This window comes from Streptomyces sp. NPDC050263 (assembly GCF_040655955.1).
Lineage (GTDB): Bacteria > Actinomycetota > Actinomycetes > Streptomycetales > Streptomycetaceae > Streptomyces.
The window spans coordinates 60,767-76,715 of the sequence record NZ_JBFAKW010000016.1 but is presented as its reverse complement, the minus strand read 5'-3'; the positions used below and the strand labels follow the sequence as shown (position 1 = coordinate 76,715).

Sequence of the window (15,949 nt, the reverse complement as noted above, 5' to 3'; positions counted from 1 at the left end):
GCGTTCAACCGTGCAGACCCCCACCGAACCGACGCCCACCGAACCGACCCCCGTCGAGCCCACCGCCTCGCCCTGGCGCGTCCGCGACTTCCGCGTCCTGTTCTCGGCCACCGCACTGAGCCAGCTCGGCACGAACGTGAGCTATGTCGCGGTGCCCCTCGTCGCGGTGGGCGCGCTCGACGCGAGCCCCGGGCAGGTCGGCGCCCTGGCCACGCTGAGCACGGTGGCGTTCCTGTTCATCGGGCTGCCGGCCGGGGTCTGGGTGGACCGGTTACGGCACCGCCGCATCCTGACCGTCGCCGACCTGTCCCGGGCCGCGCTGTTCTCGTCCGTGCCCGTCGCCTGGCAGCTCGACGCGCTCACCCTCGGCCACCTGTACGCGGTGGTCCTGCTCAACGGGTGCGCGACCGTGTTCTTCGACGTCGGCTCGCAGAGCGCGCTGCCCCAACTCGTCGGCCCCGCCGCCCTCGTGCGGGCCAACTCGGCCGTCGTCAGCCTCCAGGCGGTGGGCAACATCGCGGGACGCGGGGCGGGCGGCGGACTCGTCCAACTGCTCACCGCGCCCGTGGCCGTGATCTGCGCGGCGGGCGCGTACCTCGCCTCGGCGCTCCAGCTCTTCGCGCTCCGCCGGGGCGACGACACCCCCCACCCGCCGCCCGGGGCCAGGCTGCACGCCCAGATCGCTCAGGGCGTCCGGCACGTCCTGGGCAACGCGGAACTGCGCGCGCTCGCGCTCACCGCAGCCCTCACCAACTTCGGCTCGCAGATCGTCACCACCATGCTGCCGATCCTCTTCGTCCGCGAACTCCACCTCTCCGCAGGTGTGTTGGGCCTGTTCTGGGGAGCGGGCGGGCTCGGTCTGCTGCTCGGCGCCTGGTGCGCCCGCCCGCTGGCCGGGCGCCTCGGGCACGGGCGGGCGCTCGGCCTCGTCGGCCCGGTCCTGGCGCCGGCGGCCCTGCTCGTGCCCCTGATCGACCGAGGGCCCTGGCTCTGGCTCGCCGGGGCGGCCTGGGTGCTGACCCTGTTCAAGACCGGCGTGGACAACGTCCTCGGTGTGAGCCTGCGCCAGCGGATGACGCCGGACGCCCTGCTCGGCCGGATGAACGCCACGTTCCGCTTCATGCTGACCGGGGCGCTGGCCGTCGGCGCCGCCGTCTCCGGTCTGATCGGCGAGCTGGCCGGCGTACGGGCCACGCTCTGGGTGGGCGGCGCGCTGCTGACGGCGAACTTCCTGCCCGTCTTCCTCTCGCCGGTCCGCACCCGCCGTGAACTCCCGCCCCAGGAGTCCCACCGCCTCCCCGGACCCGCCGTGATCCGGACGGGTGACAGTGCCCGGGCCGAGGGCCGGACGAACAGATAGTTCACTGTTTCGTCACAGCTTGAGTCTGTCTACAACCGATGCCCGTACAGGACGGTCTAGTAAGGACGAGATCGCCACCACTTGTGCCAGGGAGAGGGCAGCCATGGGGGACATACGCAGACGAGGAGCCGTCCTGCTCGGCGTCACCGGCCTGGTCGCGCCGCTGACGCTCGTGATGGGTGCGTCACCGGCGCAGGCCGCGAGCTGTACGACGACGGCCGGGCCGTACCAGAAGCAGGTCGAGAAGTTCCTCGGCCGGCCCGTCGACGGCAAGCAGTCGACCACCGACTGCAAGGCCATCCGGGCCTTCCAGAACAAGCACGGCATCACCCCGAACATCGGCTACGCCGGGCCCGTCACCTGGGGCGTGATGGACCTCATGAACAAGCAGAAGGCGGTGGGCAACAAGCCCAACAAGGCCGGCAAGTGCCCGACCAACAAGGGCCGCATCGCCTGCGTCAACCTCACCCTCCAGCTGAGCTGGATCCAGGACGGCAGCAAGCTCGTCTACGGCCCCGTCCCGGTCCGCACCGGCCGTAACGGGTACGAGACCCGCACCGGTCTGAAGAAGATCTACTGGCGGAACATCGACCACGTGTCGACCATCTACAACGTGCCGATGCCCTACAGCCAGTTCTTCGACGGCGGTCAGGCCTTCCACTCGGTCGGACTCAGCATGTGGAACCCGCCGGGCTCGCACGGCTGCGTCAACATGACCTCGACGGCCGCCAAGAAGTACTGGTCGCTGCTGAAGAACGGCGACGACGTCTTCGTCTACGGCCGCAAGCCGGGCACCTGACGGCACCCGGCCCCATCGGCCAGGGCTCAGCTCTGCGGCGCGTCCCCGAAGTCCGGGATCTCAAGCCTCGCCCCACCCTGCCGCGCGGACTCGTGCGCGACGATGCCCGGCAGGGTGTAGCGGGCGGCCGCCCAGGCGTTCACCGACGGCAGTGAGCGCGTGTTCACGGCGGTGACGAAGTCGTCCACCAGGAAGTGGTGGCTCCCCTCGTGCCCGTTGTGCAGGTGGTCGAACTCCCGCGGCAGCCGCGCGCGGTCGTGGACCGGGGCCGAGCCGGAGGTGAAGGCGGCCCGCAGCTCGGGCGCGATGTGCTGGAGCGACGGGTCGTCCGGCGACATCGTGGGCTTGGGCTCGAGGAGTTCGCTGATGTCCTTCACCCCCTTCTTGTCCTGCCAGAACGCCACCGTGGCGAGCTGCTCCATGCTGGCCTCCGTCCCGAAGAACCGGAACCGCGACTCCCGGATGTGCGACGGATAGCCCACCCGCCGGAACTCGTTCGTCCGGAACGAGCCGCCGCCCGCCACCTCGAACAGCGCGGTCGCGTTCGAGAAGTCGTTGCCGAACTGGCTGACGTCCTTGTCGAAGACGCCGTCCCCGCGCTCGTCCTTCACCCCGATCGCGGACACGCTCACCGCGTGCGTCTGCCAGGCGCCGAGGACCCCGCCCACCGAGTGCGTGGGATACAGCAGCGGGGGATAGCTGGCGGTCGCCTTCCAGTTCTCGCCGCCGCTGTACCGGTACGCCTCGTAGAACCCCAGGTCCATGTCATGGACGTAGTCGCCCTCGGCGTAGAAGAGCCGCCCGAACGCGCCCTCGGCGATCTGGTTGCGGGCGTGCACGGTCGCCGGGTTGTACTGGCTGGTCTCGCCCATCATGTACGTCAGTCCGGTGGACCGTACCGCGTCGATGATCGCCGCGATCTCGTCCCGGGTGATCGCCATGGGCACCGCCGAGTAGACGTGCTTGCCGGCGTTCAGCCCCTGGACCACCAGCGGGCCGTGGGTCCAGCGCTGGGTGAAGATCGCGACGGCGTCGACCGCCTTCGACTCCAGCATGGCCTCGTACGAGGGGAAGGTTCCCGACAGTCCCTCGGCGGCCGCGAGCTGTTCGGCGCGCTCCGGGAGGAGATCGGTGACGTGGACATCGCCGACGCCCGGGTGGGCGAGGAACAGCTTGGCGAACTGGCCGGAGAACTGCCCGGCGCCGACGATGCCGAGGGAGAACGTCATATGGGTGGAGCCCCTTCTTACTGGTCGAGTCGTCACTGGTCGAGAATGAAGTCGATCTGGCTGTTGACCTCGTCGAGGCCGCTGACCGGCGCGCCGTTGCCGTAGATGTCCTCCATCGCGGGATGCATCAGGGCGTAGACGTCCGCCGCGTAGTCGGTGATCGGGTACGAGAAGGTCCGAGAGGCCTTCTTGTCCGCGACGGGCTCGGTGAACGCCGAGACGTCGAGGCCCTTCTTCTCGTAGGCGGCCACGGCGGCCTGCGTACCGGCCGGGGTGGCGGGGAAGACGATGCCGTACTTCCCGACGACCGTCTGGCAGGCGTCGGAGGCGAGGTACGCCACCCACTTCTTGGCGCCCGCCTTGTTGTGGGCGCCCTTGGTGACGGAGTCGGCGAGCCCGTTCATCATGGTGGCCCGCTTGCCGGTCGGCCCGGTCGGAGTCAGCGCCGTGGCGACGTCCCGGCCCTTGAAGCCGGTGTACGTGGAGATCATCCAGGCGCCGTCGAAGGAGGCTGCCGCCTTGCCGGAGGCGACCTGGACGTTCGACTGGTTCGACTGGATGTTGTAGTCGGTGAAGGGCGCCATGTAGCCCTTCTTCGCCAGGCCGAAGTACCACTTCACGACGGACTGGAAGGTCTTGCTGTCGAACTGGTAGTCGGTGCCCCAGCGCGCCTTGTCCGTGTAGCTCCAGCCGGCCGAGCCGGTGAAGGGGCTCCACTGGGTCTGGCCGTCGGCGTCGCCGCCGCCGTTGGTGGCCAGCCCGTAGACCTTGACGTTGTCCTTGTCGAAGCCCGGCTCGTCGCCCCGCCTGCCGTTCTTGTCGACGGTGAGACGGGCGATCGCCTTCTCGAAGGTGCCGCCGTCCTCGGGGTTCCACGACAGGCCGTTGAGCTGCTCGGCGGTGAGACCGGCCGCCTTGGTCATCTTCTGGTTGTAGAACAGCGCGACCGTGTCCCAGTCCTTGGGCGCGCCGTAGCGGTGGCCGTCCTGGCCCAGCCAGTTGGCGGCGAGCCCCGGTTGGTAGGCGGACTCGTCGATGCCGATGTCGTCGAGCGGTTCCAGCACCTTCAGATCGACGAACTGGCCGAACTTCTGGATGTGGTCGGTGAACACGTCCGGCTGGGTGCCCGCGATGAAACCGGCGGTCAGCTTGGTCCAGTAGTCGTTCCAGCCCAACTGGGTGATCTTCACGTTCAGTCCGGGGTTCGCCTTCTCGAACCCCTTGGCGCAGGCCTGGTAGGCGGGCAGCTGGTTGGCGTCCCACAGCCAGTACGTCACCGTGTCCGAGGACGATCCGGCCAAGTCGCCGGTCGCGCAGCCGCTCACCAGGGACAGGGACAGCGCCAGCGCTCCGGCCGGCGCGGTCAGTGTACGAAGTCGCATCAAGGTTCCCTCACTTGATCCCGGTGAAGCCGATGGAGCTGACGATGCGGCGCGCGAAGAGTCCGAAGAGCACCAGCATCGGGAGCGCGGCGATCAGGGTGGCCGCCATCAGCCCCGACCAGTCGGTGCCGGTCGCCGGGGTCTGAGCGCGGAACACGGCCAGCGCCACCGTCAGCACCCGCGAACTGTCGCTGTAGGAGACCATCAGCGGCCAGAAGTAGTCGTTCCAGGAGGTGATGTACGTCAGCACGGAGAGCGTGATGACCGGTGTGGACGCCATCGGCAGGATCACCCGGAAGAAGATCTTGATCTTTCCGGCGCCGTCGAGCAGCGCCGCCTCCTCCACCTCGCGGGGGATGTTCATGAAGAACTGGCGCAGGAAGAACACCGCGAACGGGGTCATGAAGAGGCTGGGCAGTGCGATGCCCAACAGCGAGTCCACCAGGTGGAGTTGCTTGATGAGCACGAAGTTCGGCAGCAGGGTGAAGATGGTCGGCACCATCAGCCCGGCCAGGAACAGGCCGAAGACCTGGTCCCGGCCGCGCCAGCGCAGCCTGGCGAAGGCGTAGGCGGCCATCGCCGAGAAGAAGATCTGGCAGCCGGTGATCAGTGTGGAGACGATCACCGAGTTGAGCAGATAGCGCCAGAAGTCCAGTCCGCCGCCCGCGCCGCCCTGCGCGATCGCCTCCTCGGCCGACTGGAGCCCGAGGGCCCGCTCGAAGCCGCTGGTGGTGAGGCCGACCGGCAGCGGGCTGGTGGGGTCGGCGCTCAGTCCGGCGTTGGTGGACAGCGCGGTGCGCAGGATCCAGTAGAACGGCAGCAGGGTGATGAGGGTGATCGCGCCCATCACGGTCCAGGCGGCGGCCCGCCCGAGGGTGAGCCTGCGCCGGGCCGGCGGTATGCCGGTCTTGGTCGTCGGCGGGGTGGTCGGCGCTGTCGTCACGGCAGCCACGGTGACTCCTTCCGTCATCCGAGGTCGGTCCGGCCGGCCCGGGTGAGCCGGTACTGGAGGATGGTGATCGCGCTCAGCACGACCAGCAGGGCGACGGACATCGCCGAGGCGTAGCCGAACTGGAAGCGGCCGAAGGCGGAGCCGTAGATGTAGAACTGCAGGACGTTGGTGGCGTTCGCCGGACCGCCCGCGGTGGTCACCGCGACGGTGTCGAAGACCTGGAACGAGCCGATGACGGTCATGATCAGCACCACCGCCAGGACCGGCCGCAGCAGCGGCATGGTGATCCGCCAGAACATCCGCCACTCGCCGGCGCCGTCGACCTTGGCGGCCTCGTACATGTCGCCCGGGATCGCCTGGAGTCCGGCGAACAGCAGCAGTGCGGTGTAGCCGACGTGCCGCCAGACGTTGATCAGCGCGATGGTGGGGATCGCCCAGGTCTCGTCGGCCAGGAACGGGATGCGGTCGAGGCCAAGGCCGCTGATGATCTCGTTGCCGATGCCGAGCTGGGTGTCGAGGATCCACAGCCAGACGAGACCGGCCACGACGTTCGACATCAGATACGGGGTGAGGACGACGCCGCGCAGCAGGGCCGACTGCGTGAGCCGCTGGAGCAGCACCGCGATGGCGAGGGCCGCGACGGTCTGGATGCCGATGTTGATGACGACGTACTCGACGGTGACCTTGAGCGAGTCCCAGAAGATGGGGTCGTGGATCATCCGGTCGTAGTTGTCGAGTCCCACCCACTCGGCCGGCGTCAGCAGGTTGAAGCGGGTGAAGCTCAGGTAGATCCCGCGCAGCGTCGGCCAGAGCAGGAACACCAGGAACCCCAGCACGGCCGGGGCCAGGAACAGCGCGGCGAGCCACCCGTCGCCCTGGCCCTCTCGACGCGCCGGGGGACTGCTGGACGCGATGGTCATCGGGAGACTCCCTCGTCTGCGGCGGCTCGTGCTCGACGCCACTTACTTTTGAGGCGAAAGAATCCAGCCGTCAAGAGGTAGGGAAACATCTTTTCCCGTCGACCGATGGGTGCCTATAGTGACCTGGATACTTCCATGGCAAAAGAAACCGGGCAGAAGAAATCGTGTGGGAGTCTGACCCTCATGACCACAGGTACCGCCAGCTGGCTGCCGCTGAGCGCGGGGGAGCGCTCCGTCGCGATCGAGGTGCTCGTCCACGGCCCGCTCTCGCGCACCGACCTGTCGCGGCGGCTGAACCTCTCCGCGGGCAGTCTCACCCGGCTGACCAAACCGCTGATCGAGTCGGGCCTGCTGGTCGAGGTGCCCGAGGGGGGCGTCGCGGCGGAGGCTCGACAGGGGCGCCCCTCGCAGCCGCTCGACGTGGTCGCCGAGTCCCGCTCCTTCATCGGCTTCAAGATCACCGCGGACATGGTGTACGGCGTCGTCACCACCCTCAGGAGCGAGGTCGTCGCCCGTCATGACCGTCCGCTCGCCTCGCACGACCCCGACGAGGTCGTCGCCGTGCTGGGCGAGATGGCGGACGAGCTGGCCGGCGCGCACCCCGGCCTCGCGGGGATCGGCATCGGCGTGGGCGGGCTCGTCCAGGATCGTGCCGTCGTGGGCGAGTCGGCCTTCCTGGGGTGGCGCGACGTTCCGCTCGCCGCCCTGGTCGAGGAGCGCACAGGGCTGCCGGTGGTCGTCGAGAACGACGTCGCCGCGCTCGTGGAGGCCGAGACGTGGTTCGGGGCCGGCCGCGGTCTCGACCGTTTCGTCGTCCTCACCATCGGCGCGGGCATCGGATACGGACTGGTCCTGGCGGGCAAGCGGGTGCCCTGCGCCGAGGAGGACCGCGACTTCGGGCGGCACTGGATCCTGAACCCCAGCGGCCCCCTCACCCCGGACGGCGAGCGCGGCAGCGCCGTCTCGCTGCTGACCATCCCCAACATCCGCTACCAGGTCCAGGCCGCCACCGGCCGGGAGCGGACCTACGAGGAGATCCTCGCCCTGGCCGCCGCCGGGGAACCCATGCCCGCCCGGGTCGTCGACGAGGCGGCCCGCGCCCTGGGCGCGCTGGTCGCGCAGATCGCCAACTTCGTCATGCCGCAGAAGATCCTGCTGGCCGGTGAAGGGGTCGGACTGATGGACGTCGGAGGGGCGACGGTGGAGGCGACCGTCCGTGCCCATCGGCACCCGCTGGCCGCCCCGGTGGCCCTGGAGACCAAGGTGTCCGACTTCCACGACTGGGCGCGCGGGGCCGCCGTGCTGGCGATCCAGGTGCTGGTGCTGGGGGCGGCGACGGAGGGGTGAACCCCCGTTCGCGGGCCGACAGATGGACGTGATCAGCAACACGTCCGATATGTCCGGTTCATTCGTGATGACTCACGCGGCCTTCACCCCGGACGCCGTAAGATTCACACCATGTCCACCACTGTTGAATCTCTCTCCGAGCGATCGGCCGCAGAGGTAAACGACGAGATCCGGGCCCTGTGGCTCCGGTCGGGCGGGACACTTAGCGTCGAGCAGCGCGAGGAATACCGGCGGCTCGTCCTGGAGTGGGCCGCCGCCCCGCAGTCCGGCGAAGCGGCCTGACGCTCCCCGAACCTCCCCCGCCGAAAGGGCACCCCGACCGGGTGCCCTTCCTGCCGTCGCAGGTCAGCTCCACGTCGCCGAGTAGTACTGCTGGTAGGCCTTGCGGTCCTGTTCGGCGCGGATGTACCGGGTCGCGACCAGCGCGACCATGCTGCCGGCGATGACCAGCAGACCCGGGCCGATGTTCTTGGGGTCGGTGAGCCGGGCGGCGAGGTCCACACTGCCCCCGACGCCCGTCGCGGGCGTGGTCGAGCCCGGGGACGCCGACCCCGGGGCGAGCGCCGCCTGGGTGGGGGAGGCGGACGGCGCGGGACCGGTCGACGAGGTGGCCGCGCCGCCCTGCGCGCCGGCGGACGGCGCCGCCACGATCAGCTGGACGCCGAGCTGGGCCAGCGCCTTCGGCACCGGCTGGAAGAACGTCGTGCCCCCCGACGTGCAGTCGCCGCTGCCGCCCGAGGTGATGCCGAGGGCGATCCCCTCGGAGAACATCGGGCCGCCGCTGTCGCCCGGTTCGGCGCACACGGTCGTCTCGATGAGCCCGCTGACCGTGCCCTCCGGATAGTTCACCGTCGCGTCCAGTCCGGTGACCTCGCCGTCGCGCAGCCCGGTGGTGCTGCCGCTGCGGAACACCCGCTGGCCGACGGCCGCGTCACCGGTGCCCGTGATGCGCACCCCGTTGCCGTTGCCGACCGCCACCACGTCGGCGCCCGCGCCCGCCTTGCCGCTCGCGTACTGCACCAGCGAGAAGTCGTTGACGGGGAAGCTCTGGTTGACCGTCTGGCCCACCTGCTGCTTGGCCTGGTTGTCGGAGAACCAGGTCGAGCCGTTCGGCCCGCAGTGCCCGGCGGTGAGGATGAAGTCGTTCGTTCCGTTGGTCACGTTGAAGCCGGCCGAGCAGCGTCCGGCGGTGGACAGGATCGGCAGCGCGCCGTTGATCCGGGTGGTGAACTCGCCGGTGGTGCGCTCCATGCGGACGAAGCTGCCGATGCCGGCGGCCGTGTCCGTCAGCCGCGCCCAGTCCGAGGCCGACACGGTGCTGTCCGCCTGCACGATCACCTGGTTCGTCCGGTAGTCCATCACCCACGCCGTGCCGGGCACCTTGGGCGCCGAACGCAGCGTCGCCGTGGCCGACTTGAGCTCGTTCATGCTGTGCGGGACCACCTTCGCCTCGGTGCCCGCCGCCTTGACGGCCGCGGCCGTCTCCTCGTCGGTGACCGCGACGACCGGACGCCCGTCGGAGTCGAGCCAGGTGCCCGCCGTGCGCGCGGTGCCGAGCTTCTGAACGAGAGCGGTCCCCGGATTCGTGACGACGGACTCCGCCGTGGTGCGTGGCAGCGCGGACGTGCCGGGCGTTTCGCTCGCCATGGCCGCCTGCGTGACCATGGCCCCTCCCAGGAGGAGTCCGCCGACCGCCGCCAGCCGTGTCGCTCGCCGGACGGTCCGTCGTCGTACGTGCCTCATGCATGGCTCCCGAAACCCTGAACGCGCGGACTCAACACCGCGGGGCTCTCCGGTCGTTGAGCGCCCTGACCTCCATACGTGCGCCGGCCCGCAAGCGTTCAGTCCGGGAGCGATCGCCTCAGGGTCTGCGGGCCACCCCGCCGAACATCGCCACCTCCGCCGGCTCGGTTCCGTCCCCGGTGTCCTGCGGACGCCAGCGCGAGCAGGACACCACGCCCGGTTCCAGCAGCTCCAGACCGTCGAAGAACCTGGCCAGATCCTCGGGGGCGCGCTGGGTCAGCTTCGGCGTGCCGTGCTCGTTCCAGAACGCCACGGCCTCGTCCACATCGGGCATCGCCGGGCTGGTGACGGTGTGCGACAGCACCAGGTGGCTGCCCGCCGGCAGCCGGTCGACCAGCCGCCGGACCAGACCGTACGGGTCCTCGTCGGGGCCGATGAAGATGACCACGCCGAGCAGGATCAGCGCGACGGGCTCGTCGAAGTCCAGGGTCTTCGCCGCGTGTTCGAGGATCGTGTCGACGTTGCGCAGGTCCTCGTCGAGATAGTCGGTGCGGCCCTCGGGGGTGCTGGTGAGCAGGGCACGGGCATGGGCCAGGACCAGCGGGTCGTTGTCGACGTAGACGACCCGGGCCTCCGGGTCGAGCCGCTGTGCGACCTCGTGCGTGTTGTCCGCGGTGGGCAGACCGGTCCCGATGTCCAGGAACTGGCGGATGCCGACGTCGGTCACCAGATGCTCCACGGCACGGCCCAGGAAGAGCCGGTCGGCGCGGGCGTACTCGCCGATGCCGGGGTGTAACTCACGGATCCGGTCGCCGGCTGCCCGGTCGACCTCGTAGTTGTCCTTGCCGCCCAGCCAGTAGTTCCAGATGCGGGCGGTGTGCGGCTGGGTGGTGTCGATACGGGTGTGCTCTGTCATGGGTCGACTCCGGCGGGAAAGTCAGAGGGAAAGGGAAAGTCAGAGGGAACGGGAGAGGCGGAGGGAACGGGAAGGCCAAAGGGCAAGGTGGGCAGTCAACAAGCAATCTAGACAGGGGAGTTGACGTCAGGTGCCGGACCGCTGGTTTCCGCCGTCGCTTGGCCGAGTCGCGCCCCGCTGCGCTCGTCGCCCCAGACCGCCGACCCGCCGGTGTAGGGGCGCAGCAGCGCCGTGAGCGCCGGGTCGCCGCGGTCGCCCAGCTCGTCGGAGGCGATGCTGCGGGCGATGCCGGCGAGAAAGTCGGCGAGCTGGACCCGGGCGTCCTGCCGCGAGACCACGAGCCGGAGCCCGGCGAGCCGGATGCCCCGCCGCCGGGCCGTCTCCTCGATCCAGGCGATCCGTTCCGGGGTGAGCATGTTCTGCCGGTCGTGCGCGAGCCGGACCGGGCGTCCGCCGTCGCTCCAGTGGGCCGCCGTATGCAGGATCGAGGGGAGAAGGGGGTTGAGGACCGGGCTGAGCACAAAGGGCCCGCCCTGAATTCCGGTGCGATAGGCGAGCGCGCGGGAGCGTTCCGCCGAGATGCGCGAGAGAGTCTGGGCGACGGGTTTTCCCGAATATCGCTGCCGCAGTTCCTCGACCGTCCGGAAGAAGTACTCGACGGGCTCGTCCGGTGCATCTGCCAGCCGCACCCACAGCAATCGGTTGGCCGCCTCCAGGAATGTCCGCCACTGAACCGCGGTGAACGTCCGCCTGCCCTGCCGAAAGAGGGAGAGGGCCGCCTCCGGATCGTCCAGCAGCAGGTCGACGGCCCGGTCCACGACGAAGAAGGCCTTCTCGACGAGGTGCACATGGGCGTGCCCGTACAGCGGACCCGATGGTGCGAGCAGCCATTCCAGGACAGGCCGGTGTTTCTCCCGGAGCAGATGATTCGCCTTGTACTCCTCGGCGGGCGAACGGATACGATCGCGGATTTCCTGCACCTGGGCGGCCGCGTAATCCGCAGGCAGCCGGACACTGGCGTGTGCGAAGACATCCGTGTTCCCGCCGGTGAGGTTCTCCCCGTCGGATCCCGACTCGTCGCACGCCACTTCCAGGAATGTCCCGTTCAGGTGATCCCAGGTCACACCACAGCCCCCTATCTTGTGCCCCATGACCAGCATCCCGCACGAGACGCCGGGTGAGCCGAACCCGCTGCAGGCCCTCGGTCTCGACGAGCTTCGACGTCGGACGAGCATGAAGTGGCGCGCCTATCCCGCCGACGTCCTGCCGCTGTGGGTCGCGGAGATGGACGTACCCCTCGCCGAGCCGATCGTCCGCACGGTGACGGAGGCCCTCGCCCTCGGCGACACCGGATATCCGGCGGGCACGGCCTACGCCGAGGCGCTGGCCGCGTTCGCCGCCAAGCGGTGGGGCTGGGACGGGCTCGAGGCCCAGTGGACGGCGATCGTTCCCGATGTGATGCTGGGCGTCGTCGAGATGCTGAAACTGGTGACCGGGCCCGGTGATCCGGTGGTCGTCAATCCGCCCGTGTATCCGCCGTTCTTCCAGTTCGTCGAGCACCTGGACCGGCGGATCGCCGAGGCCCCGCTCGGCGCGGACGGACGGCTCGACCTCGATGTGCTGGAGGAAACCTACCGGCGGGTCGTCGCGGGCGGTGGCCGGGCCGCGCACCTGCTGTGCAGCCCGCACAACCCGACCGGCACCGTGCACACGGCCCGGGAACTGTCGGCCGTCGCAGCGCTCGCCGGGCGGTACGGCGTCCGGGTCGTGGCCGACGAGATCCACGCGCCGCTCACCGCCGCGGGGGCCGACTTCGTGCCGTACCTCGCCGTTCCGGGCGGGGGGAGCGGGCTGTCGCTGATGTCGGCCTCCAAGGCGTGGAACCTGGCCGGGCTCAAGGCGGCGCTGGCCGTCGCCGGCCCCGAGGCCGCCGCCGACCTGGCCCTGCTGCCCGAGGAGGTCGGTCATGGACCGAGCCACGTCGGGATCCTCGCCCACACGGCCGCGCTGCGCGAGGGCACACCCTGGTTGGACGCCCTGCTCGCGGGCCTCGACGACAACAGACGGCTGCTCGCCGCCCTCCTCGCCGAGCATCTGCCCGGCGTCCGGTACCGGCCGGGCGGGGCCACCTTCCTCGCCTGGCTCGACTGCCGGGCGCTGGGCCTCGGCGACGATCCGGCCGCGGTCTTCCTGGAGCGCGGCCGGGTGGCGCTCAACTCCGGGCTCGCCTTCGGTACCGGCGGGGCCGGGCACGTGCGGCTGAATCTGGCCACCTCGCCGGAGATCCTCACCGAGGGCGTGCGGCGGATGGCGGCTGCCCTGAGCTGAGCACGGACCGCTTGCCACGTGGGCGTCCGACCCACCCCGTGTCACGGTCTCGCACCGTACCGGCCATGTCTTGACATACGACCGAAACGATTCGTAGCTTGGGCGCCTCAATTTAGATTCGTGAAGCAGGTTCACGGATATGAACGGAGGGTGCCCATGGGGGTTCGCCGACGAAGTCGCCGCCCGGCCGCCGCGCTTGCCGTCGCGGGACTGCTGTCCGCAACGGCCGCCTGCGGCTCCGGTTCGGACGGCGCCGGGAGCGGTGACCCGAACACGCTGGAGGTCTGGACCCGGAGCAACCCGGATCCCGCGGCCGCCTACGAGCGGGTGTTCGACCAACTCGCTGGTGATCGCGGGCGGCGCGCTGCTGCTCCAGCTCACGGTGTCCGTGTTCGCCGCCTACGCGCCGGCCCGGCACCGGTTCCGCGGCCAGGCCCTCGTGCTGACCCTGTTCATGCTGACGATGATGCTCCCCGAGGAGGTCATCGCGATCCCGTTGTCCCTGGTCCTCGGCCACGTCCCGGTCCTGGGCGTCGACCTCGAGGGCACGGCGTGGGGCGTCATCCTGCCGCTCGGTGCCTGGGGCTTCTCGGTCATGCTGCTGACCGAGTTCATGAAGGACATCCCCGTCGAGATCGAGGAGGCCGCCCGGCTGGACGGCGTCGGCGAGTTCCGCATGCTGTGGCAGATCGTCCACCTGCTTCTCCAGCGCTCGCTGGTCACCGGCATCGCCGCCGGCGCGACCAAGGGCTGAGAGCCTGCGGCTCTGCCCCCACACCGTAGTTACGAGGGAGACATGAAGTTCCAAGGAGTGCTGTTCTTCCCGGTCACGCCGTTCGCTCCGGACGGCTCACTGGACGAGGAACTGCTCGCTCAGCACATCGCGTCGGGCGTCGACGCCGGGGCCGGCGGGGTGTTCGTCGCCTGCGGGACGGGCGAGTTCCACGCCCTCGCCCCGGACGAGCTCGAACGCGCCACCCGGGTCGCCGTCGAGACGACCGCCGGACGCGTTCCCGTCCTGGCGGCCGCCGGCGGCCCGGCGCCCGTCGCCCGCGACCACGCCGTACGGGTCGCCCGCGCCGGCGCCGACGGCCTTCTGCTGCTGCCGCCGTACCTGGTGACGGCGCCCCAGCGGGGCCTGGTCCGCTACGTCGAGGAGGTCACCGCCGCCACCGACCTGCCCGTGGTCTTCTACCAGCGCGGCACCGCCCGCCTCAGCGCGGCCACGGCCGCCGAGATCGCCGCCCTGCCCAAGGTCGTCGGCCTCAAGGACGGCCTCGGCGACCTGGAGCGGATGCACCGCATCGTGCGGGCCGTGCGGGCGGGGGAGGGGGAGGACTTCCAGTTCTTCAACGGCCTGCCCACCGCCGAGATGACCGCCCCCGCCTACCGGGGCATCGGCGTCGACCTCTACTCATCGGCCGTGTTCGCCTTCGCCCCCGAGATCGCCCTCGCGTTCCACCGCGCCCTTGCCGACGGCGACCGGGCGCTGGTCACCCGGCTCCTCGACGGGTTCTACGGCCCTCTCGTCGAACTCCGCGACGAGGTGCCGGGATACGCCGTGGCCCTGGTCAAGGCCGGGGTGACGATCCGAGGACTGGACGTGGGCGGCGTCCGGGCGCCCCTGCTCGACCCCACCCCGGAACACCTCGCCCGACTGGCCGAGCTCATCGACCGGGGACTGGAGGCGGTCGCCGCATGAGCACCCCCGCCACCCGTATCCGCGAACTGATCGTCACCCCCATCGCCTTCTCCGACCCGCCGCTGCTCAACTCGAACGGCCTCCACGAACCGCTCGCGCTCCGCGTGATCCTCCAACTCGTCCTGGAGGACGGCACGGTGGGCCTCGGCGAGTCCACGGGCGGCGCGGTACGGCTCGATCGACTCGAGATCGCCGCCCGGACCGTCGTGGGCCTGGACGTCTTCGACCCGACGGCCGTCAGCGCCGCGATCGACGCCGCCCTGCTGCCGACCGTGCCCAGCTCCCACGAGCGCGGCTGGACCGTCTCGGCCGTCGAGGTCGCCTGCCTCGACGCCCAGGGCAAGCTGCTCGGCCGCCCGGTCAGCGATCTGCTCGGCGGCCGGGTCCGTGACGCGGTGCCCTTCGCCGCGTACCTCTTCTACAAGTGGGCCGAGCACCCGGAGCTGGACGGCCGCCCGGCCATCGGCGACGACTGGCCCGAGGCCCTCGACCCGGCCGGGATCGTCGAGCAGGCCCGGCTGATGCGAGAACGGTACGGATTCAGCTCGTTCAAGCTCAAGGGCGGAGTCTTCCCGCCGGACGAGGAGATCGCCGCGATCCGCGCGCTCGCCGAGGCGTTCCCCGGACAGCCCGTGCGCCTGGACCCCAACACCGCCTGGACGGTGGAGACCTCGAAGTACGTCGCCCGTCGACTCCACGGCGTGCTCGAGTACCTGGAGGATCCCACCGCGACCATCGACGGCATGGCGGCGGTCGCCGAGCACTCGCCGCTGCCGCTCGCCACCAACATGTGCGTGATCGCCTGGGAGCACCTCCGGCCGGCGATCGAGCGGGACGCGATCCAGGTCCTCCTCACCGACCACCACTACTGGGGAGGGCTGCGCCGCACCCGTGAACTGGCCGCCGTCTGCGAGGCGTTCGGGATCGCCCTGTCCATGCACTCCAACTCGCACCTGGGCATCAGCCTCGCCGCCATGACCCACGTCGCCTCGGCCATCCCGAACCTCGACCACTCCTGCGACACCCACTACCCGTGGAACAGCGCGGACGACGTGATCGTCCCCGGGGTGCTGGAACTGAAGGAGGGGGCGGTGAAGGTGCCGACCGGCCCCGGCCTCGGCGTCGAGCTGGACCACGACGCCCTGGACCGGCTGCACCGCCGCTACCTCGACTCGGGGATGCGGGGCCGCGACGACACCGGGTACATGCGGCGCTTCCAGCCGGACTACGAGCTGCTGCTGCCGAGGTGGTGAGGCGTGCGCGGGTGCCTA

At 70.3% G+C, this 15,949-nt stretch carries 15 protein-coding genes; 8 read left to right on the top strand and 7 right to left on the bottom strand.

Annotation, left to right across the window (positions count from 1 at the left end; genetic code table 11):
• The first annotated feature begins 10 nt into the window (after positions 1-10).
• Together AB0J04_RS10605 and AB0J04_RS10600 are read left to right on the top strand one after the other, a co-directional pair.
• Positions 11-1,360: an MFS transporter gene (locus AB0J04_RS10605; protein ID WP_363167986.1), complete on the top strand. Its 1,350-nt coding sequence runs from the start codon at positions 11-13 to the stop codon at positions 1,358-1,360.
• A gap of 103 nt (positions 1,361-1,463) precedes the next feature.
• Entirely contained in the window at positions 1,464-2,159 is a 696-nt protein-coding gene (locus tag AB0J04_RS10600; protein ID WP_363167985.1) for a L,D-transpeptidase family protein, read from the top strand.
• Positions 2,160-2,185: 26 nt separating this feature from the next.
• Here AB0J04_RS10600 and AB0J04_RS10595 read toward each other — a convergent pair whose 3' ends face one another.
• From AB0J04_RS10595 to AB0J04_RS10580, 4 genes are read right to left on the bottom strand one after another with little or no spacing between them, the layout of a single operon-like run.
• Entirely contained in the window at positions 2,186-3,388 is a 1,203-nt protein-coding gene (locus AB0J04_RS10595; protein WP_363167984.1) for a Gfo/Idh/MocA family oxidoreductase, read from the bottom strand.
• A 32-nt stretch (positions 3,389-3,420) separates the two neighbouring features.
• Positions 3,421-4,770, bottom strand: coding sequence for a sugar ABC transporter substrate-binding protein (locus AB0J04_RS10590; protein ID WP_363167983.1), 1,350 nt, complete (start codon positions 4,768-4,770; stop codon positions 3,421-3,423).
• Between the two features lie 10 nt (positions 4,771-4,780).
• Positions 4,781-5,722 carry a carbohydrate ABC transporter permease gene (locus AB0J04_RS10585; RefSeq protein WP_363167982.1) on the bottom strand — a complete coding sequence of 314 codons (942 nt, stop codon included), beginning with the start codon at positions 5,720-5,722 and terminating at the stop codon, positions 4,781-4,783.
• Between the two features lie 14 nt (positions 5,723-5,736).
• Complete coding sequence (locus AB0J04_RS10580) at positions 5,737-6,642, bottom strand: sugar ABC transporter permease (RefSeq protein ID WP_363167981.1); 906 nt, start codon at positions 6,640-6,642, stop codon at positions 5,737-5,739.
• A gap of 183 nt (positions 6,643-6,825) precedes the next feature.
• On the opposite strand from AB0J04_RS10580, the gene AB0J04_RS10575 reads away from it, so the two are divergent.
• Together AB0J04_RS10575 and AB0J04_RS10570 are read left to right on the top strand one after the other, a co-directional pair.
• Positions 6,826-7,989 (top strand): ROK family transcriptional regulator, encoded by a 1,164-nt coding sequence (locus AB0J04_RS10575; RefSeq protein ID WP_363167980.1) that lies wholly within the window; start codon positions 6,826-6,828, stop codon positions 7,987-7,989.
• 111 nt (positions 7,990-8,100) lie between these two features.
• Positions 8,101-8,271 (top strand): hypothetical protein, encoded by a 171-nt coding sequence (locus AB0J04_RS10570; RefSeq protein WP_363167979.1) that lies wholly within the window; start codon positions 8,101-8,103, stop codon positions 8,269-8,271.
• Between the two features lie 63 nt (positions 8,272-8,334).
• Here the strand turns inward: AB0J04_RS10570 and AB0J04_RS10565 are convergent, their stop codons facing one another.
• The 3 genes from AB0J04_RS10565 to AB0J04_RS10555 form a co-directional block, all read right to left on the bottom strand.
• Positions 8,335-9,732, bottom strand: a complete 1,398-nt coding sequence (locus AB0J04_RS10565) for a S1 family peptidase (protein ID WP_363167978.1) — start codon at positions 9,730-9,732, stop codon at positions 8,335-8,337.
• A gap of 118 nt (positions 9,733-9,850) precedes the next feature.
• Positions 9,851-10,648, bottom strand: coding sequence for an SAM-dependent methyltransferase (locus tag AB0J04_RS10560; protein WP_363167977.1), 798 nt, complete (start codon positions 10,646-10,648; stop codon positions 9,851-9,853).
• Positions 10,649-10,755: 107 nt separating this feature from the next.
• On the bottom strand, positions 10,756-11,772 hold the full coding sequence (locus AB0J04_RS10555; RefSeq protein ID WP_363167976.1) for a hypothetical protein: 1,017 nt from the start codon (positions 11,770-11,772) through the stop codon (positions 10,756-10,758).
• Positions 11,773-11,797: 25 nt separating this feature from the next.
• On the opposite strand from AB0J04_RS10555, the gene AB0J04_RS10550 reads away from it, so the two are divergent.
• From AB0J04_RS10550 to AB0J04_RS10535, 4 genes are all read left to right on the top strand, one after another.
• Positions 11,798-12,976, top strand: a complete 1,179-nt coding sequence (locus AB0J04_RS10550; RefSeq protein WP_363167975.1) for an aminotransferase class I/II-fold pyridoxal phosphate-dependent enzyme — start codon at positions 11,798-11,800, stop codon at positions 12,974-12,976.
• A gap of 346 nt (positions 12,977-13,322) precedes the next feature.
• Complete coding sequence (locus AB0J04_RS10545; RefSeq protein WP_363167974.1) at positions 13,323-13,730, top strand: ABC transporter permease subunit; 408 nt, start codon at positions 13,323-13,325, stop codon at positions 13,728-13,730.
• Positions 13,731-13,772: 42 nt separating this feature from the next.
• Complete coding sequence (locus AB0J04_RS10540) at positions 13,773-14,678, top strand: 5-dehydro-4-deoxyglucarate dehydratase (protein WP_363167973.1); 906 nt, start codon at positions 13,773-13,775, stop codon at positions 14,676-14,678.
• Entirely contained in the window at positions 14,675-15,931 is a 1,257-nt protein-coding gene (locus AB0J04_RS10535; protein WP_363167972.1) for a glucarate dehydratase family protein, read from the top strand. Before AB0J04_RS10540 ends, AB0J04_RS10535 begins: the two co-directional genes overlap by 4 nt.
• The last annotated feature ends 18 nt before the right edge of the window (positions 15,932-15,949 follow it).